Consider the following 19,806-nt stretch of genomic DNA (forward strand, 5'->3'; position numbering starts at 1 on the left):
TAAAAACGCAGCTTATGAATCCTTTTTGAGGGAATTTACTGATGAATGATCTTGGATTTTTCTACTGACTACTGACTACTGACTCTTTGCCTACAACCAACTGGTGAACTCTATGGATCTTGTGATTTTGGTTCCGTTGTTTCCGCTCCTTGGATTTTTGATCAACGGACTGCTGGCCAAACGATTGGGATTTTCAGAGAAGATCATCGGCGGTATTGCCTGTCTGATGGTGGCCCTGTCATTTTTCTGTTCTGTTGTGGCCGTCTTCCAGTTTAACCAGTACGCTCATAGTCCAGCCACCCAGCAACAATATCGCCAGCAGGAACATACGTGGCTGGAACAATTTAACAGTACACATCAGGTCAAGGAACCGGCTCACACAGCGGCAAAATCACCTGGTCACCACGAAGAACTCACCGCCACACCATATGTGCGGCAGGTGTTTCAATGGATTCCAAGCGGCGCGGCACAACCAACCCTGGGTCCACAGGCGCACACCCGAACCATCGAATTTTCCATTGATTGGGCCTACCAGTTGGACCAGCTTTCGGGCCTCTATATTTTGTTCATTACCTTTGTCGGCTTCTTTATTCACCTGTTTGCCATTGGCTATATGCACGGCGAGGCGGGGTTCTCTCGGTTTTTTGCTTACCTGAACCTGTTTATGTTCATGATGTTGACTCTGGTTCTGGGAGCCAACTTCCTGGTGATGTTTGTCGGCTGGGAAGGTGTTGGGTTGTGTTCCTATCTGTTGATTGGATACTACTTCACGAAAGAAGAAGCCGCGCTGGCCAGCAAAAAAGCCTTTGTCGTCAATCGGATCGGAGATCTTGGGCTGATGTTGGGGATGTTTGGCGTGTTTGCCGTATTTGGCACGCTCGACTATAACCAGGTGATGGTCCTGGCAAAATCACTTCCAATTGAACCGTTTGGATTGAGTGCCTTGAATTTAACGACGGGGGTGCTGACGCTGATTACCCTGGCGTTGTTTTTAGGGGCCGTCGGGAAAAGCGCCCAGATTCCATTGTTTATCTGGCTTCCAGATGCCATGGCCGGCCCAACACCGGTGTCAGCACTCATTCATGCCGCCACGATGGTGACAGCCGGGATTTATCTGGTCGCCCGGTGCAACCCGCTCTTTCAACGAGCCCCCACGACCATGTTGATTGTGGCCTTGATTGGGGGTCTGACAGCGTTTGTGGCGGCTACGATTGGCCTCACTCAAAACGACATCAAGAAAGTCCTGGCGTATTCGACCGTTTCTCAACTTGGATTTATGTTCCTGGGGTGTGGGGTTGGGGCGTTTGTGGCTGGAATTTTCCACGTTTTCACCCATGCTTTTTTCAAAGCCCAGCTCTTTTTGGGATCGGGAAGTGTCATCCACGGTGGTTCACCGAGTGGCCACGAACAGGACATGCGGTTTTATGGTAACTTCCGCAAGTACATGCCGATTACCTACAAAACCATGATGGTGTCGCTGTTTGCAATTTGCGGCATCTTTCCGTTTGCCGGTTTTTTCAGCAAGGATGAAATCCTGGCGAAAACGCTCCACACCGAAGTTTTTGGAAAAGGTTCGGTGCTGGGGATCGTGCTCTACGGACTGGGTTTTCTGACCGCCGGGATTACGGCCTTTTATATGACCCGGCTGATGTGCATGACATTTGGCGGTGATGACCGCTGGAAAGAACATGCCGCCACGGCCCATCACGCTGACCATCACGATTCTCACTCACCTGCAGATTCCCAGCCCCCAGCCCCCAACCCCCAGCCCCAGGCGTTCCATCCCCATGAATCTCCAGCCGTGATGTGGATTCCACTCGCGGCCCTGGCTGTTTTTGCCGGGGTGGCGGGATTTTTGGGTGTGGCCGAAGAACTCACCGGTGGCGCCGTGCCCAATCTGGTTCATCACTGGCTGGCCCCAACGATTGACTCACTTGGACACGCCCCAGAAGCTGTTCATTTTGAACCAATGGAATGGGTTCTGGCGGTCATCAGTGTGCTCTGGGCTGGTTCGATGATGTATGCCGCCTATTACTGCTACATCCTCAAGCCGGCATTGCCCGGCCAGATTGCCGAGCGCTTCCAGGCCATGTACCAGTTGAGCTGGAACAAATGGTACTGGGACGAATTGCTGGATGTGCACTTTGTCAATTTGGTGAAAGCCTTTAATGACGGGCTGTGGAACGTTGATGCTGAGGCTGTGGATGGTGGCGTGAATGGCACGGCCTGGCTTACCCGCCTGGGAAGTACTATTTCAGGCTGGATTGATCGCTGGATCGTGGACATGGCGGTCAATCTGGTGGCCTGGATGACACGCCTGGGCTCGCTGCTGGTCCGGCAGGTTCAAACCGGACTGGTTCAAAACTACATGCTGGTCATGATGCTGGCGATTCTGGTTCTGGTCTTGACCATGGAGTCAAAGATTTTCCGAAACCTGGTCGAAAAAGAAAAAACCACGGCGCCAGCGCCGCCAGCCATTATTCATCAAGATGAACACTGAAAATCAGGTCAGTACCGCCTGCGTGAGCAGGTGGGGTTGACTTCTTTTTTTCTCCCTGCCCTGGCAGATGATACGGACTTGTAACCCACCCGCTCACGCAGGTGGTACTGACTTCAGGAGTTTCTCATGCTCGCTGCGTTGTTCCTTTCCGGATTTCAGCCAGCCGAACTCAAACCGTTCGGCATTGGGCTGTTGTCACTGGTGCTCTGGATGCCCGTGCTCGGGGCGCTCATCCTGATTTTTGGCATCAATAAAGACAAAGCGAATCTGATCAAGTACTTCACCACCGCCTGGATGGGTGTGTCGTTTGTGCTGATGTTCCCACTCGTTGCCTTGTGGAAGCACGAGGTGCCAGGGCTGCACTTCATCGAAGACTACACCTGGATTCCAATGATTGGTGCCCGCTATCAACTGGGAATTGACGGATTGGCGCTGGTGCTGGTGCTGCTGACTGGATTTCTGGGGGTCATCGCGGCGCTATGTTCGTGGAACTACATTGAAATCCGGCTCAAGGAATATTATGCGTTTTTGCTGTTGCTCCAGACCGGAATGTTAGGCGTGTTTGTCGCGGCGGATACCTTTCTGTTCTATGTCTTTTTCGAAGTCATGCTGGTGCCGATGTACTTTCTGATCGGCATTTGGGGCGGCGAACGGCGGGTGTATGCAGCGATTAAGTTCTTTTTATACACGCTTTTCGGATCGGTCTTGCTCCTGCTGGCAATCCTGAAAATGTATTTCCTGGCACCGGAAATTGCCCGGGCGCACCCGGCTGAAGTCAAAGCCGCCGCAGTTCAACTGGCTGGCGACAATCGCCCGATGTTGCAGATGATCGAAGCTGGAATTGAAACCGCCAAACAGGCCGGCGCCCGGTCTGAGTCACCGGCGGGAACGCTCAATATTTATGCGATGCAGGCAATTGGGAGCGCCCGTGACGTGCAGGGGCTCTCGTTTATTCCGCTCATGGTGCAACTCTGGGTGTTTGGTGGCTTTGCCATCGGTTTTATGATCAAGGTGCCGATGTTCCCCTTTCACACCTGGCTTCCGGATGCCCACGTCGAGGCACCCACGGCGGGGTCAGTGGTTCTGGCAGCCGTGCTACTCAAAATGGGGACGTATGGGTTTCTGCGATTCAATATTCCAATGCTCCCTGACGCCGCAACTCACCCGCTCACCCTGTCCGTGATTTCGACGCTGGCGATTATCGGCATTATTTATGGTTCGCTGGTGGCCATGGCGCAGACCGACATGAAAAAGCTGGTGGCCTATTCATCGGTGGCCCACATGGGGTTGTGCATGCTCTCGATGTTTGCGCTTAACCCAAATGGGATCAACGGTTCGATTTTGCAAATGCTCAATCACGGCATCTCAACCGGGGCGCTCTTCCTGCTGGTCGGAGTCATTTACGAGCGTCGCCATAGTCGTCAAATTGCTGAATATGGTGGACTTGCGGCAGTTACGCCACAATATGCAACCGTCTTTCTGATTACCACCATGTCGTCAATCGGCCTGCCGATGCTCAATGGGTTTATCGGTGAATTTGTCGGACTCCGAGGCATTTTTGAAGCCAATTTGAAGTGGGCTGTCTGTGGTGTGTTGGGCATCGTCCTTGGGGCAGCCTATATGTTGTGGCTGTATCAACGGGTATTTTTCGGGGCCGTGACCAATCCGAAAAATCAGACGCTGCCTGACCTGAGCGTCCGCGAATGGGTCTATTTGACGCCGCTTCTGGTGCTGATGTTCTGGATCGGAATCTATCCTAAACCGGTGATGGATCTGATTGACGGCCCGACGGATACCATTGTGCGGCAGGTCAAACCGGACTATTTCAAACCGGTACCTCCGGCTCTGGCACCGCCAAAAACAGCCGAATCAGCCGACGCACCACATCCACAGGTAACTGCCACATCACCCGTGAAAAAGTAACCCGTGCTTGAGAACCTGACCGCCTGAAGGCAGAACTCTGAACCCTGAGCTACTGTAGCTCCAAGGTTGGAACTCCGAAATTATGGCCTTTCCCGTGCTGACCAATTTTCCCACATTTTCAGACACGCTGGTGATCATGCCAGAGTTGATGCTGACGCTCTTTGCCTGTTTTGCGCTGGTCATTGATGTCTTGCTGCCACGTGAAAAACGAGGGTTGACAGCACACTTCTGCCTGATTGGAATTGGGTTCTCAGCGGTGTCGTTGTGGATGCTCTATAGCGGACTGCGCCCGTTTTCAGTCCAGACCGCCTTCTATGGCACGGTCGTGGTGGATGGATTTGCGGTCGTCTTTAAGAGTATTTTCCTGCTGGCTGCACTGCTATCCATCATTTTATCAATAAGATACCTTGATACCGAAGGGATGCAGCGCGGCGAATACTATGCCCTGATCTTGTTTGCGGCGGTCGGCATGATGTTTATGGCGTCAGGGATGGACGTGATTGTGCTCTATGTTGGCCTGGAGTTGATGGCGCTCTCAGTCTATGTTCTGGTTGGCTTTCTCAAACAACTCAACCCAATTACCAGCGACGACACAACCCTGGGTGAACTGCAAAAACACGTCAATCGATCAACCGAAGCCGGCTTGAAATACTTCCTGATGGGGGCGTTTTCATCCGGAGTGTTGCTCTATGGACTGTCATTGCTGTTTGGGGTGACAGGGACAACCTACCTGCCAGATATGGGAGAGGCGCTGTTTCAGTACCTGACACCCAATGCGCGCACTGGAAACCCACAAATGTTGATCCTGCTGGGGATTATCCTTACTGGGGCTGGATTGCTCTTCAAAATTGCGGCGGTCCCCTTTCATATGTGGGCCCCAGATGCCTATCAGGGAGCACCGACGTCAATCACAGCCTTTATGTCCGTGGGTCCAAAAGCCGCCAGTTATGCATTGCTGGCCCGGATTTTTCTGGTGGGATTTGAACCGTTCCGGACGATTAACCAGTTGCCGGGATGGGCGATGATGCTCGGTATTGTCGCTGGACTGACGATGACGGTTGGGAATATTGGGGCGCTCACCCAATCCAACGTCAAACGACTGCTCGCCTATTCGAGCATTTCACATGCCGGATATATTTTGCTCGGAATTGTTGCTGGGAATGAATTTGGATATACGGGCGTAGTCATTTACCTGCTGGTCTATGTGTTGATGAACCTCGGTGCGTTTGGCGTGGTGCTGGTCCTGAGACGCCAGGATCTGGCCGGGGAGAAACTGGATGACTTTAACGGGTTGTTCCACAAAGCCCCAGGTCTGGCGGCAATGATGCTGATTTTTCTGCTCAGTCTGGCTGGGATTCCAATGACAGGTGGATTTATCGGCAAATTTTATTTATTTGGATCGTTGCTCCAAAGCAACATCAAGTGGATGAATATCTTAGCGGTGATTGCGGTTCTCAATACGGTCGTGTCGCTCTATTATTATGCTCGCTTTATCCGCGCCATGTTCCTCAATCCAGCTTCAGAGCAGGTTCAGGTGCAACTGACACCGACCTTGCGATGGACACTGACCGCCGCTGCATTCCTGGTCATCGTGATTGGGGTGTATCCGTCGCCGTTTATCCGATTTTCCAAACTTGCCGCTCAAAATATGTATGTTCGGTATGAACGACCTTCGAAGGAACCGCTCTGGAAACCCAGGTTTTTGAAGTTTTGAAGCAGTGATTCCAAAGCAATCAAAGGTGGTCAGCTTATGGATACCCCACACCGATTCAGCACTGGTGGCTTCATCACAGCCACCCTCACTGTGATTCTTGGGATCCTGGCCTACCTGAATCTTTCACCATCTCCTTATCAAGGTGAAAGCGTCATCTGTATTGTGGGTGCATTTGGTGTGACGGCAATTGCGTTTTTGATGCGCAGCTTTATTGGACCTATCCATGTGGGACGAGGAGGCATCGCCTGGGTAGGGGGCATGCTGCTGGGTTTTCTATGGGGATGCGGGTTATGGGAATCGAAGAATGGCGGCAGCGGAATGCTTTTGTTTTTCCTGTTGGGATTGGCTCTTGGTGGTCCATTGTTACGCATCGGATTACGCAAACCATCATCATCACCTCAGGAAGACTGAAACTGTACAATCCGCACCGCTGCCGTTGATGGGCATTGCATCAACTCATCTGTCATCAAGTCGAGTGCTTTTCCAGCCTTAAATCCACCAGATCCCGCGCCGATAATCGGAAACGCCACTGACGTAAAGCGTTCACGATCAACAATCTGCATGGCGTTTTTTACCGATTGACGGATAGAATACTCCGAAGCCCGCCACAGCATATTGATCCCGGCCACATGAATAATTCCACGAAACGGCAGCTTCCCCGCCGAAGTCAACACCGCCTGTCCAAGTGGAATTGGCCCAAAGGTGGCCAGTTCCCGAAACGGCTGATACCCGCCGTGCCGCTTGATGGCGACTGACACTCCCTGTGGCAAGAGCAACCACCACGGAATGATGTTCCGATTCCAGGTGTTGACAATCACCTCAACCGGCTGGTCAAGCAAATTTCCCTGAACAAGTGTGATGAGCATGGTGTTTGGCGCAGAGAAAACCTGGGCTGAGGGCTGGGGGCTGAAGACTCGCACGCTCGGAGCAGAAGACATCGGGTTCAATACTCAAAGCCCATTTCTTCACCCCGATTTCTTCAGCCCCAAGCCCTGAGCCCAAGGTTTTCAGCCCGCTGTCTTCAGCCTGGAGTCCACCCCTACAATTTGCCCACGTTCCCTGAGCCGTAATAGTCTGAACTCACTAGCATCCGTAAGGAATTTTGCTGAACTGAAAGGCTGACAAAACGGGATTTGCACACTGGGCAAAACAGCGAATCTCCAGCTTGAGGCTGGGCAACCGTTGAGGAAATCGGTTGAAAAAACTTTGCTTTCATCTCAATTTTTGGTTCCGGTCCGATGTATTGATAAATCTCTGAATTGCAGAAGGTGCAGACGACTGTTTTCATAAGAATGAAGAAAGTGGTTAGTGGTTAGTGGTTAGTGGTTAGTATTTGGTGTTTAGTATTTGGTGTTTAGTATTTAGAAGTCAATGCTTTCAAAGTAGTACCAGTCACCCGATACCAGGCACTAACCACTAACCACTAACCACTAACCACTAATCTGTGCTATGCTAGCCCGAACTTACAGAATTTTCTTCCGATCAATCGATCAACCGCCGCTTTTTCAGTCAATCACCCAGTTCGAGCGGTCCCCAATAACCCTTGTTAATAGAACATATCCTTGATTTTGAAAGCCGAGTTCTGCACCGCACTTCATTTCCTCCAGGTCATTTCGTTTCATCAGCTTGCTGGATGGACGATTTCTCAAGTAACTTGTCTGTCCCAGGGTTGAGCAAACAGGAAAACGTTTTTTGAGGCATTGCGATGAGTTCCAATGTACCGAATCCACCTGAATCATCCCCGATCATACCGAATGATTCCGGTGACCTGCGCCCGGAAGAGCAGACTCTGGTTGACATTGAAAAAGAACTCAACGAGCGGCTGGTTGCGCTTGGGTTACCACTTTTAACCGGCGGAAGCGCTCCGGCTGGCCGCCAAACCCAGGTCCTCACCAAAAGCACGGGTGACGGCGGAGGTACAACCCAGGTCCTTGATTTGCGTGAACTTCGCACAGCGCTCAACCAGCAGATTCGGATAGCGGAAATTAAGGAACAAGTCATTGAAGTCATCAATGACTGGCTGGCCTGTATGGCGCGCACCGATGGGCTGGTGGATCCGTTTGAATTTGAACTCCGCGCTGCCGCGCTACTCATTCCCTATTGCCGCGAACATATCCCCGAGTTCCCCACCTCACTGCATCCGGCTGAACTGGCGATGGATTTGAATTTCCAACCGATGCTCCGTGAAGAACTGGGACGAAAAAATCAAACTGGCCCGCTGACCGAAGATCAAATTGAGGATTGCGCCGTCCAGATTATTCAATCCCTTCTGAACCATCCGCTCCTGCCCCAAAAAGAAGCTGACCAGATCGAAATCAGCCTCCAGACAACTACCCTTCGCGACAAAAACGGCACGTCGGTGTATACCCCTTCCGATGGCAAGTTTCTCAAGTTCCTGATTGAAGAACGCCAACTCCTCAATCGGGACGGGGAAATCGGACTTCTGGCCATGCTCATCAGCGGTCGCAAATGGAACAAAATCGAAAGCGAACCGCTCTTTGTCGCCGCGATTGAATACACGCTCGAAGCGCTGGCACGCAAACGGGGCATTGATCAAATCATCATTCGCAGCCAGGGGCCAGATCACCCGGTGGCCTATATTTTGCGTGAATTTATTCTCCACAATATTTCGCTCTCACTTGAAGAGCAGATGTCGTTTGTCGAGGGCTTTATTGGAATGACCAAAAATGTCCTTGACCGACCGCCAGAGGAATTTGTCGAGGGCATTCGTCGTGAATATGTGCCGCGCATGAAAAAAATCTTCCACGATTTGATTCATGATTCGATCCATCGGTTTTTGCAGACCTTTGAGCGAGAGTTTCTGGAATCCAAACGCTCAATGCGAAGTAAACTTTTTCTTCTGAAACGAGTTGGCGACTGCTGTGAGTTAACATTCTACTGCTATGAAGCTGTCAGGAGCATGGAATCACCAACCGGAGAGATCTATGCCCGCGAACGAATGTGTGAAGGAACGGAGCACTTTGCCCGCCGCAATAACATTCCGGTTTCGATGGGAATGGATTTCTTTAATCGGAAAAATACCCTGGCGGAATTAATTGTTGATGCGCTCAAATATCGCCGCGAACAGCAGTTGCGCTCGCATACCGGTGGCCTGCGATCACCAGACCCAGAGGTCGTGCGAACCAAATGGCGACAACTTTCCAGCGTCCTGATGAGCGACTTACTGTTCTGTTTTGACCAGATGCGGCGCATGTTTGATCACGATTATGCACGCGGGAGGGAAAGCGGGTACGAAAACTATCAAGCCTGGAAGGAAATGGTGGTCCGCTGGTGCGACAGTTATGCCCGATTTCTGTTTGGACGAACCCTGACCGATGTTGACCGCTATCGAATTGAAAGCCTGGCCAGCCAGCAAATTGAAGAAGATCTGGCCTTTGTCAACATGCATTTGCCATCGGTGTTTCGCCAGGGAAGCCAGGAACTTGGATTCGAAGGCGCCATCCGAACCCGGCAGCCGGAAGATATCATCAAAGAAAACTTCCTCACCTTCATTAAAAACTTTCATTCCAAACTGATTGGCAGCGATCAACAGCAGATCGAGCAACAAACCAAGTTTTTTGAAACGTATCGGTCACGCACCGGGCCCACGCTCACCCAGGAAGACTTACAGAAACGGGTCTTTCTGGCACGAAGCGATCTTCCCTTGAGCACCTACACCCTGGAAGTATTAACTTCATTTCTGGCCCCGGAAACCCACGACCGGGCTGTGTTGCTACAAGCATTGGAAACTGGACTCGAACTAGCCCAGAAAGCCTATATTGCCGAAGAAACCCGCGCCGTGCGGGTGTTTCTCAAGCAGCTCCAGCAACGTATCGGGCTGTTGGTGATTTTGACCGAGGTTGAACGCGCCAATTTTGACGAACGATTAACCCTGACCATCAAGGAATTGCTCTCACGTGAACCAATCGGGTTGGCGTCCTATATCCTGGCCCTCAAAGAAATTGAGGATCTGCGGTTGTCGGATGAACGCATTTTAGAGGAATGGAAAAACGTCGAAACCAGCATCCAACGGCTACAACAAATCAAGGTCGTTCTGATTTTGACTCGCCGGCGAGCTGAGATTCGAGATCAGGTCGAAGCATTTTCAAACTGGTTGAGTATTACCCCGATTTCACAAGAGTCACCACGCCGGCGGACCTTTGACGCCCGGCTCCAGGAAATCCGACAACTGGTGACCCAAAATCAGATCCAGCAATCGGTGTTACGGCTGATTCTGCGCATTGTGCGCTATGTGCAAATCATTGCCTCGGTGCAGAATTGGAATCCGCCGGGTGATTACATCCTTGAAGACTTGCTGACCCTTGAAACCCGCGCGCGTCGAATTCGGGAGCTGGAAGCAATTCTGGCCGTCTACCCGATTGATCAACTCGATGAGCTGGTGCATAAGTTTCACACCACGTTGTGGGAGCGATTTCAGGAAAGCAGCCAGTCCGTCGCCTACTATGCCCCTGAAGAACGTGAAGTATTAACCCGCCGCCTGGAACGACTCCAACAATTACAGGCCCGAAGCGATTGGCAGATTACACGCTCTCGCATCGCGCAAAAAATCCTCAGCCGGTTGGTCAAACCATTCCAAAAAGTCCTGGTCGCTGAAGAACAGGTTTGAAGTCAGTACCACCTGCGTCAGCAGGTGGAATCTCTGACATTTCCCACCCGCTGACGCAGGTGGTACTGATCCATTTCAGAGTTAGATATGAGCAAATCAAAAATTGTTGGCGTCGCCTTGATGTTTTCAGGGTTGATTTTCTGGGGATTGGCTTTTGCCATCAAACAGGGAATGATTCCCGAAGGGAACAATACCCAACTGATTTTTCTGATTTTTTGTGCTGTTGGCGCGCTGGATCTCCTCATTGGACTTGCCTTCATCTTCTTAAAAAGGTGATAGTCCTGGTTTCTTCCATCTACACTTTATTGATCAAGGAGTTGCGCTATGGCACTTTTGAAGCACTTCTCTGCCCGAGCAACCAGTTGTCTGCTGGTACTTGGGTTGTTTGCTCCACTTCTTTCTACCTCCGCCTATTCTTCACCCCAATCCAACAAATCCATGGTGTACCCACCCGCCAAAAAAGTAGATCACGTTGATGACTACCACGGGACCAAAGTCCCGGATCCGTATCGGTGGCTTGAAAATCCAGACTCAGAGGAAACGCGAGCCTGGGTCGAAGCCGAAAATAAAGTGACCTTCGGGTTTCTGGAAGAAGTTCCAGCCCGCGCCAAAATCAAAGACCGACTGACGAAACTCTGGAACTATGAAAAGTATGGGGTTCCAGCCAAATTTGGTGATCGCTATATCTATTCGAAAAACAATGGGCTGCAAAATCAGAACGTCCTGTATACGACCACGTCGCTTGGCGGACAGGCCCAGGTACTGCTTGACCCAAACACGCTTTCAACTGACGGAACAGTTGCCTTGTCCAATTATGAAGTCAGTGACGACGGCAAATTGTTTGCCTACGGGCTGTCAGCCTCCGGGTCAGACTGGATGGAATGGCGAGTTCGCGACATTACCACCAGCAAAGACCTGCCGGATTTGATCAAATGGGTGAAGTTTTCATCGGTGTCGTGGCTCAAAGATGGGTCCGGCTTTTTCTATAGCCGGTATGATGAGCCGAATGAAAGCACCAAACTACAAAGCGTCAACTATTTCCAAAAACTTTATTTTCATAAACTTGGCACGCCACAATCAGACGATGTCCTGGTTTATGAACGCCCAGACGAAAAAGAGTGGCAGTTTGAAGGAACCGTTTCGGAGGACGGGAAATTCCTGATCATCACCGTTACCCAGGGCACCAGCCCCAATACGCGGGTCTTTTATAAAGAATTGTCCGACGGAAATGGCAAGGTCACCGAACTGCTCAACAAATATGATGCGTCCTATGAATTTTTAGGAAATGACGGCACCACCTTCTGGTTTAAGACCAATCAAAGTGCTCCGCGTGGCCGCGTGATTGCCATTGAGGCTCAACATCCACAGCCGGAAAACTGGAAAGAACTGGTTGCCGAAGCCGCTGAAACCATGCAATCGGTCTCAATCGTCAATAACCAGTTTGTGATCAATTATTTAAAAGATGCTCGAACTCAGGTGAAATTGTTCCAACTGGATGGCAAATTTGACCAAGACGTTACATTTCCAGGGATTGGAACGGCCACCGGATTCAAAGGCAAGCGCAAAGACACCGATACCTTTTACTCATTTACCAGTTTCACTACACCGACCACGATCTATCGCTATGATCTGAAAACTGGCAAAAGCAGCGTTTTCCGTCAGCCGAAAGTTGGATTTAAACCAGGTTTGTATGAAACCAAACAGGTGTTTTACACCAGCAAAGATGGCACAAAGGTGCCGATGTTCATCAGCCACAAAAAAGGCTTGAAGCTCGATGGAAACAATCCGACGGTTCTGTATGGTTACGGCGGATTCAATATTTCCCTCACACCCACATTTTCCGTGTCCAACCTGGTCTGGATGGAAATGGGCGGGATTTTTGCACAACCCAACCTCCGGGGCGGCGGCGAATATGGTGAAGAGTGGCACCTGGCCGGGACCAAACTCCGCAAACAAAACGTGTTTGATGATTTCATCAGCGCTGGTGAATGGTTGATTGCCAACAAATACACCTCAACGCCGAAACTTGCGATTTACGGAGGCAGCAACGGCGGATTACTCGTCGGTGCCTGTATGACCCAGCGACCGGATTTGTTTGGTGCCTGTATGCCCGCCGTCGGTGTGATGGATATGCTTCGCTTCCAGAAATTTACGATTGGCTGGGCATGGACCTCAGATTACGGTTCATCAGACAATCCGGAAGAATTTAAGGCACTCCATGCCTATTCGCCATTGCACAATATCAAACCGGGCACGGCCTACCCACCAACCATGGTCACCACGGCTGACCATGACGACCGGGTCGTTCCGGCGCACAGCTTCAAATTTGCCGCCGCCCTGCAGGCAGCCCAATCAGGATCGAATCCGATTTTGATCCGCATTGACACCAAAGCCGGACACGGCGCTGGCAAGCCAACGGCCAAGATCATTGACGAAGCCACGGATCGGTTTGCCTTCCTGGTGCGAGTGCTCAATATCAAGATGTGAGGATTAGGGCTGAGGGCTGAGAAAACCAGGGCTTGGGGCTGAGAGCTGAGGAAAGTGAGTATTGGAACCCCAAGCCCGTTTTCTTCAGCCCCAAGCCCTCAGCCCTAAAAAAGATACCGCTAACGGGGCTCGAACCCGTACTCTCTGCCTTGAGAGGGCAGCGTGTTAACCACTTACACCATAGCGGCTCAAAGGAACAACCTGATTTTCAAATGAAGGGAAACCCATTATAGGCGTTTACCTTTCAAACGCAAGCATCTTATTTGCAGCCGTTTACCTGATACAAACCACAGACGCTTGATTCAAGGAAGCATACTTTTTGAATCAGGCGTCTTTTCATCACCAACTCTATGGAACCACAACAACTTCAAGATTTACTGCGTCAGCTTCACAGCGAGCTTGGAACAGTCAAAAGCGTTGACGATGCCACCCGCGAACTGCTCCAAAACCTGCAAGCCGACATCGAAGACGTAATGGATCGGTCACTGAGCAGTCAGGAGCAACGGTACCCAAAACTTTCACAACGCCTTCAAAACACACTGGTTGAACTCGAAAGCCATCATCCAACAACAACATCCGTCATCGGTCAAATTGCCCACATTTTGAGCCAGATGGGGATTTAGTTAGGGGTTGATAAGTCAGTAGTCAGTAGTCAGTAGTCAGTAGTCAGTAGTCAGTAGTCAGTAGTCAGTAGTCAGTAGTCAGTAGTCAGTAGTCAGTAGTCAGTAGTCAGTAGTCAGTAGTCAGTAGTCAGTAGTCGAGTGTGGGGATTTGAGGACTTGTGTCAAGTGGATTTGGTTCTATTTGAGTCAGTTAGGAACAATTCTTTTCAAGAATTCCACGGATTCAACGATCCGGGTTTTATCTACTGACTACTGACTACTGACTCATCATCTACTGACTACTGACTTATCAACAACTGACGAAGTACCAATCCCCAACAAGGAATGATCAAGTTATGACGAAATGGAAATTAACCGCCGTGATGGCATTGGCCCTGACAACGGGCCTGGTGACTGCTTGTGGAAATCAACCAACTCCGGTGGGAAGCACAAGTGCTCCAGCCGGTGAGACCAAGAAATCAACCCTTCCACCCCAACCCAAGGCCCCGCAAACACCTGAACCAACACCAACTTCTGCCCCGCTCGATCCATTGGCCGAACAAGGGAAAGGACTCTACAACGGTGAACCGGGGCGATGTGCTGGCTGCCACGGATTAGATGGAAAGCCAACCGTTACCTTTAAAAACATTCCGAATTTCACCGATGCGGCCTGGCAAAAGAGAGAATCAGACGCGGACCTGGCCAAGATTCTTAAAGAAGGTAAAAACCTGATGCCCAAATATGAAGGGCCTGAATCTGACATTCCGGCTTTAGTGGCCTATGTGCGTGCGCTTGGAAAGAGTGCCACACCTGAAAAATCGAAGAGTGAGCCAAAAACCAAAGCCACCACGACTGAAGGTGACCCACCAGCAGAGAAAGTGAGTCCATAACTTCAGGCACGCACACTGAAACCAGGTGTGGACCACCCTGGGCCAAACCTTTGAATTTTGATTTTTTGTAAAGATTGAGACAAACCCATGAAAGTTGGAATCGTAGGCTTCGCTGGATCCGGCAAAACCACTATCTTCAATGCTCTGACAGGATTACGAGCTGAAGTTGGTGGGTATGGCGGAAAAGACAAAGCCAATTTAGGCATTATTAAGGTGCCAGATGCCCGCATTGAGGCGCTGGCAGAGATTTATCACCCCAAGAAGAAAACCCTGGCGGAAATTTCCTTCATTGACGTGGCTGGCCCCGAAGCCACTGAAGAAAAAAGCAATACCGGGCTGGATTCAAAGATCGTCAACAATATGCGCGAAGTCGAAGCCCTGGTGCATGTTATCCGCGCCTTTGACAATCCGGCCCTTGGTCAGACTCCAGATCCAGTCCGCGATATTGTCAATTTTGATTCGGAATTGATCCTGGCGGATTTGATCATCGTCGAAAACCGCCTCAACCGGATGAAAAAAGAAAAGGTCAATCCGAACGAAAAGGCACTGTTTGAGCAGTGCAAGGAAGCCCTCGAATCCGAAAAACCTCTTCGCAGCATTGAATTTGGCGAAGAAGACCTGCATCTGCTGTCAGGGTTTCGGTTTCTGTCCCAAAAACCCCTGTTGCTCTTACTCAATGTCAGCGAAGGCGATATTGCAGCCGGGACACCGGAATCGGTTCAAACGGTGGCCACCGAACGCGGGCTGACTGTGATCACCATGTGCGGACTGGCCGAAATGGACATTGCGGAACTGGCGCCGGAAGAACAGGCTGACTTTTTACAGGCCCTCGGCATTGCGGAACCCGCCCGTGATCGGTTTATCCGTGCGGCGTATGGAATGCTCGACTTGATCAGCTTCCTCACGGCTGGCGAAGATGAGTGCCGCGCCTGGACCATCCGCCGGGGAACCAAAGCTCAGCGCGCCGCCGGGAAAATCCACTCTGACATTGAGCGGGGTTTTATTCGGGCTGAAGTGGTTGCCTTTGATGACTTTATGCACTACAAAACCGAAGCCAAATGTAAAGAAGCCGGGAAACTCCGCCTCGAAGGCAAAGAGTATCTGGTGCAGGATGGCGACATCATGCATTTTCGATTTAATGTATCCTAAAACAGGGCTGAGGGCTTGGGACTGAAGACTTGCAAGCTCGGGGCTGAAGAAAATGGGTTTCATACCCCAAGCCCTCAACCCCAAGCCCTCAGCCCTGTTTTTTTCAGCCCAACCACAAAGCACCAAGGAAATGTTCATGCCAGAAGTTGATCGAACAATCGAAGAACCAATGACTTCACCGACTTCAGTCACCTCGCCTGCGGGTTCAGAATCCGGGGTATCTCAACCTGAACCATCCACCCAACCGGTGAACCCTGTTCTGAAAGCCATCCGTAGAGTCATCCATTTTTTCTTCGGCTTGCCGGAAAACCCACCGCCCCCTCACGTCAAAACGATCTATCGTGAATATGCTGAATCAATTGTGGTCACAATTGTGATGGCAATGTTTGGGATCACATTTGTGGTGCGGTCGGTGAACGTTCCTACCGGGTCAATGGAAAACACAATCCACGCTGGTGATTTTTTACTGGTGAACAAATTCATTTTCGGACCGGACGAAGGCAACCTGACCACCTCGAAAACCCCAATCAATTTCAACCTGGATGCAATCCTTCCCCATCGGCCAATCCGACGAGGGGACATCATTGTTTTTAAATATCCACCGGATCCAACCCAAAATTATGTCAAACGGGTGATTGGCCTGCCGGGTGAAACGATTGAGATTCGAGGCAAACGCATCCTGATCAACAAACAGGAGCTTCCGGAATTGCAGACGCTGGTTGAGCAAGACCCAAATGACAAGGGCCGGCTCATCGAGCAGGCCACGGAACCCAACCCGGCAGCCCGCTACAAAGTCTTTTATGAAAGTGAGTTTGCCTATGAACTTGACCGGCAGGTCTTTGCCGTGGGCCAACCCTACAAGATTCCGGAAAATTGCTACTTCGCCATGGGCGACAACCGGGACAACAGCCTTGATAGCCGGGTCTGGGGACCTGTCCCAAGGAACAACATCATCGGTCGGCCACTGTTTGCCTATGCTTCGGCCATTCCCAGCGAAGATAAAGATGGCAATCCACAGGTCACACTGGGCGATCTGGCCAAAAACCCTCGCTGGTACCGGGCAGGAACCGTCATTAAGTGATTAGCGCCTGGTTCTTGGTTCTTGGTGCTTAGTTCTTCTTCGAAAGTATTGATTTCTAACCACTAACCACTAACCACATTCTTCATTCTGTTTTTATTCTTCATTCATCAGGTCTCATTTATGTCACTTCTCGTCGTTGGTAGCGTAGCGTTTGACTACATCAAAACACCTTTTGGTGAACAGGATAATATTCTCGCTGGGGCTGCGACTTACTTTTCAATCGCAGCTTCTTTTTTTACTGACGTGCACGTGGTTGGCGTGGTTGGGGATGACTTCACCCCTGAACACGAAACCATTTTTACCTCACGAGGGATTGATTTATCGCACCTGGAACGCAAAACCGGGGGCAAATCATTCCGGTGGGGTGGCGAATATGGGTTTGATTTCAATACCCGGACCACGCTTTTTACTGAACTCAACGTGTTTGCTGATTTTCAGCCGAAGCTTTCACCCCAGTTGTGCGAAACCCCAAATTTGTTCCTGGGGAACATCCATCCGGATTTGCAATTCGATGTCAGACAACAAAGCCAGGCCAGGCTGGTGGCCATGGACACGATGAATTTCTGGATTTCAGGCACGAATGAAAGCCTTTTGCGCACCCTGAAAGGCATTGATTTGTTGATGATCAATGATGAAGAGGCGCGCCAACTGGCTGAAACTTCAAACATTATCCGTGCTGCCCACAAAATTATGGATATGGGGCCCAAGCGCCTGATTATCAAGCGCGGCGAATATGGTGCGGCACTCTTTGGTGAAGATAGCTATTTTGCGATTCCCGGCTATCCGCAACTTGAAGTCAATGACCCAACCGGTGCCGGTGATTCCTTCGCTGGAGGCGTGATGGGATATCTGGCCGCAACCGAAGCCACGATTGATGATGACGAAGCTCTTCGCCGGGCCATGATTTACGGTTCGGTGATGGCGTCCTACACCATCGAAGCCTTTGGAACGGAGCGACTTCAGACCCTGACGCATCAGGAAATCAACGACCGCTTCCGCGAGTTCAAATACATCACCCACTTTGAAGAAAAGGCTCATGCGTTTTAGGGTTCAGGGTTTAAAAGGACAAAAGGGACGAAAGGGACATAAATTTCGAAAACCCGGAACCCGGAACCCGGAACCCGGAACCCGGAACCCCGAACCCCGAACCCTCATGCTATGCACTTCACCAAATTTCACGGACAAGGAAATGATTTTCTCTTGCTGGAAGCCGCCGATTTTTCGGGCGCGGCGGCTTCGGTAGAGGCACAGGTCACACTGGTTCAGGCCATGTGCAACCGGCACTACGGCGCCGGGGCAGATGGGTTGATTACTCTGGAACGCGACCTCACCGGTGCCGCTGATTTCAGAATGCAGTTATGGAATGCAGATGGCAGTCGTGCTGAGATGTCGGGCAACGGCGTGAGATGCGCGGCAGCCTATGCGTACTTTACCGACCAGTGGACAGCACCGGTCATGCGGATTGCAACCGATGCCGGTATCAAAACCATCCAGCATCAGGGGCGCAAAGGAAAAGAATTCCAGTTGGAAGTGGATATTGGCGTTCCCCGATTGCAAGCGGAGGAAATCCCGGTTTTACTTGATTTGCCATCGCCGCTGGTTGAGATTCCAATTCAAGCAGGCAATCGGGAAATTTGTGCCACACTCACCTCAATGGGCAATCCGCATTGCTCGTTGTTTGTTGAAACCCTTGATTTCGCGGAAGTTTTGGAGCTTGGGCCACAACTGGAACGTCACCCGCTCTTTCCAGCTCGAACCAATGTTGAATTTATCCAGGTGATCTCACCTGACCGCCTGCGGGTTTTGTTTTGGGAACGCGGTGCCGGCCACACGCTTTCATCCGGCACTGGCTCTTGTGCATCATCAGTCGCGGCGATGCTGTGCGGCAAAGCTCACCGGAGCGTCACGGTTGAAACCGAAGCCGGGGAATTGCAGATTCGCTGGCCGGAAAACGGCTCGGTCGTGTTAACTGGGCCTGCTTGCTTTGTTTATCAAGGGGAGTTCGAACCTTAAAGCGGTGTCAAACCGCTGCACTCCAGGGCTTTATCTATGATGCCTCTTCACCACTGGATCCGCCTGGGTTTGGCCTCGATGTGCCTGATGGTTACGGCATACCTGGGAGACCCAATTGTTGGGCAACAACCCTCTTTGGCCAAACCGCTTCCTCCACTGCCAGCCAATAGCCGGCTGGTTGACCAGTTGGTGGCGTCCGTCAACGGTGAAATCATTACCCAAAGTGATTTGGTTTGGCTGATTGGACTCAATCCCAAAGCCATCGTCACCAATATCGAAGAAGACCGCCTGCGCGAAGCCCTCTCCCGCAAAATTGATCAGGTCTTGCTTGATCAAGAAGCCCGCCAGCTTCCCAACGTTGTGATTACCCCAACGGATATTCGGCAATATGAACGCCAACTGGTCACGCTTTTCGGCTCGGAAGTGCTCTTCCGGCAACGACTTGAGGCCATCGGATTGAATTCGGAAATGTTGTCTGAGCTTGTCCGGGCGCAGATTGAAATTGAGAAATACACCGACTTTCGGTTCCGGTCGTTTGTGCTGGTCACTGACGAGGAAATCAAAGCCGCATACACAGCCGAACGCGAACAATCAAAATCGAGCGGAACGGTACTCCCGGAAGACCCTTCAGAGGAAACCTACGACCGGCTTCAAAACCAGCTCCTGGAACGCAAAGTCCGCGAAGAAATCCAGTCCTGGCTAAAAACGGCCCGAACGCGGGCTGAAATTATCCCGCTGGCCCCATTTGCCCAGTCAGTTGTGGCAGGACAGTAAGCAAAGGCCGAGGGCTGGAGGGAACAGCAGAAGCGCCAGGATAAGA

At 51.0% G+C, this 19,806-nt stretch carries 15 protein-coding genes and 1 tRNA gene; 14 read left to right on the top strand and 2 right to left on the bottom strand.

Features of this window, described 5'->3' with window-relative positions:
* Positions 1 to 112: 112 nt before the first annotated feature.
* The 4 genes from nuoL (at position 113) to HY774_11070 (ending at position 6,548) form a co-directional block, all read left to right on the top strand.
* The gene (gene nuoL, locus HY774_11055) at positions 113 to 2,500 is read left to right on the top strand and encodes an NADH-quinone oxidoreductase subunit L (GenBank protein ID MBI4749019.1); all 2,388 of its coding nucleotides are present in this window, start codon (positions 113 to 115) and stop codon (positions 2,498 to 2,500) included.
* Between the two features lie 210 nt (positions 2,501 to 2,710).
* Positions 2,711 to 4,423, top strand: a complete 1,713-nt coding sequence (locus HY774_11060; GenBank protein MBI4749020.1) for an NADH-quinone oxidoreductase subunit M — start codon at positions 2,711 to 2,713, stop codon at positions 4,421 to 4,423.
* A gap of 82 nt (positions 4,424 to 4,505) precedes the next feature.
* On the top strand, positions 4,506 to 6,137 hold the full coding sequence (locus HY774_11065; protein ID MBI4749021.1) for an NADH-quinone oxidoreductase subunit N: 1,632 nt from the start codon (positions 4,506 to 4,508) through the stop codon (positions 6,135 to 6,137).
* Between the two features lie 36 nt (positions 6,138 to 6,173).
* Positions 6,174 to 6,548, top strand: coding sequence for a hypothetical protein (locus HY774_11070; GenBank protein MBI4749022.1), 375 nt, complete (start codon positions 6,174 to 6,176; stop codon positions 6,546 to 6,548).
* Here HY774_11070 and HY774_11075 read toward each other — a convergent pair.
* Positions 6,536 to 7,003 (bottom strand): macro domain-containing protein, encoded by a 468-nt coding sequence (locus HY774_11075; protein MBI4749023.1) that lies wholly within the window; start codon positions 7,001 to 7,003, stop codon positions 6,536 to 6,538. The two genes, HY774_11070 and HY774_11075, sit on opposite strands and share 13 nt — an antisense overlap.
* A gap of 839 nt (positions 7,004 to 7,842) precedes the next feature.
* Between HY774_11075 and HY774_11080 the strand changes: the two genes are divergently transcribed.
* The 3 genes from HY774_11080 (at position 7,843) to HY774_11090 (ending at position 13,251) form a co-directional block, all read left to right on the top strand.
* Complete coding sequence (locus tag HY774_11080) at positions 7,843 to 10,764, top strand: hypothetical protein (protein ID MBI4749024.1); 2,922 nt, start codon at positions 7,843 to 7,845, stop codon at positions 10,762 to 10,764.
* Between the two features lie 87 nt (positions 10,765 to 10,851).
* Positions 10,852 to 11,040, top strand: a complete 189-nt coding sequence (locus HY774_11085) for a hypothetical protein (protein MBI4749025.1) — start codon at positions 10,852 to 10,854, stop codon at positions 11,038 to 11,040.
* A gap of 48 nt (positions 11,041 to 11,088) precedes the next feature.
* Positions 11,089 to 13,251, top strand: coding sequence for a S9 family peptidase (locus HY774_11090; GenBank protein ID MBI4749026.1), 2,163 nt, complete (start codon positions 11,089 to 11,091; stop codon positions 13,249 to 13,251).
* Positions 13,252 to 13,365: 114 nt separating this feature from the next.
* Here HY774_11090 and HY774_11095 read toward each other — a convergent pair.
* Positions 13,366 to 13,439 (bottom strand) — tRNA-Glu (locus HY774_11095).
* Positions 13,440 to 13,601: 162 nt separating this feature from the next.
* On the opposite strand from HY774_11095, the gene HY774_11100 reads away from it, so the two are divergent.
* The 7 genes from HY774_11100 to HY774_11130 all read left to right on the top strand — a co-directional run bounded on the left by HY774_11100 (position 13,602) and on the right by HY774_11130 (position 19,760).
* Complete coding sequence (locus tag HY774_11100; GenBank protein ID MBI4749027.1) at positions 13,602 to 13,874, top strand: DUF4404 family protein; 273 nt, start codon at positions 13,602 to 13,604, stop codon at positions 13,872 to 13,874.
* 335 nt (positions 13,875 to 14,209) lie between these two features.
* The gene (locus HY774_11105) at positions 14,210 to 14,743 is read left to right on the top strand and encodes a cytochrome c (GenBank protein ID MBI4749028.1); all 534 of its coding nucleotides are present in this window, start codon (positions 14,210 to 14,212) and stop codon (positions 14,741 to 14,743) included.
* 87 nt (positions 14,744 to 14,830) lie between these two features.
* On the top strand, positions 14,831 to 15,892 hold the full coding sequence (ychF, locus tag HY774_11110; protein ID MBI4749029.1) for a redox-regulated ATPase YchF: 1,062 nt from the start codon (positions 14,831 to 14,833) through the stop codon (positions 15,890 to 15,892).
* A 136-nt stretch (positions 15,893 to 16,028) separates the two neighbouring features.
* Entirely contained in the window at positions 16,029 to 16,973 is a 945-nt protein-coding gene (gene lepB / locus HY774_11115; protein MBI4749030.1) for a signal peptidase I, read from the top strand.
* A gap of 120 nt (positions 16,974 to 17,093) precedes the next feature.
* Positions 17,094 to 18,020, top strand: a complete 927-nt coding sequence (locus tag HY774_11120; GenBank protein ID MBI4749031.1) for a sugar kinase — start codon at positions 17,094 to 17,096, stop codon at positions 18,018 to 18,020.
* Between the two features lie 111 nt (positions 18,021 to 18,131).
* Entirely contained in the window at positions 18,132 to 18,986 is an 855-nt protein-coding gene (locus HY774_11125) for a diaminopimelate epimerase (protein MBI4749032.1), read from the top strand.
* A gap of 36 nt (positions 18,987 to 19,022) precedes the next feature.
* Positions 19,023 to 19,760 carry a hypothetical protein gene (locus HY774_11130; GenBank protein MBI4749033.1) on the top strand — a complete coding sequence of 246 codons (738 nt, stop codon included), beginning with the start codon at positions 19,023 to 19,025 and terminating at the stop codon, positions 19,758 to 19,760.
* The last annotated feature ends 46 nt before the right edge of the window (positions 19,761 to 19,806 follow it).

It is taken from the genome of Acidobacteriota bacterium, assembly GCA_016208495.1.
Lineage (GTDB): Bacteria > Acidobacteriota > Blastocatellia > Chloracidobacteriales > Chloracidobacteriaceae > JACQXX01.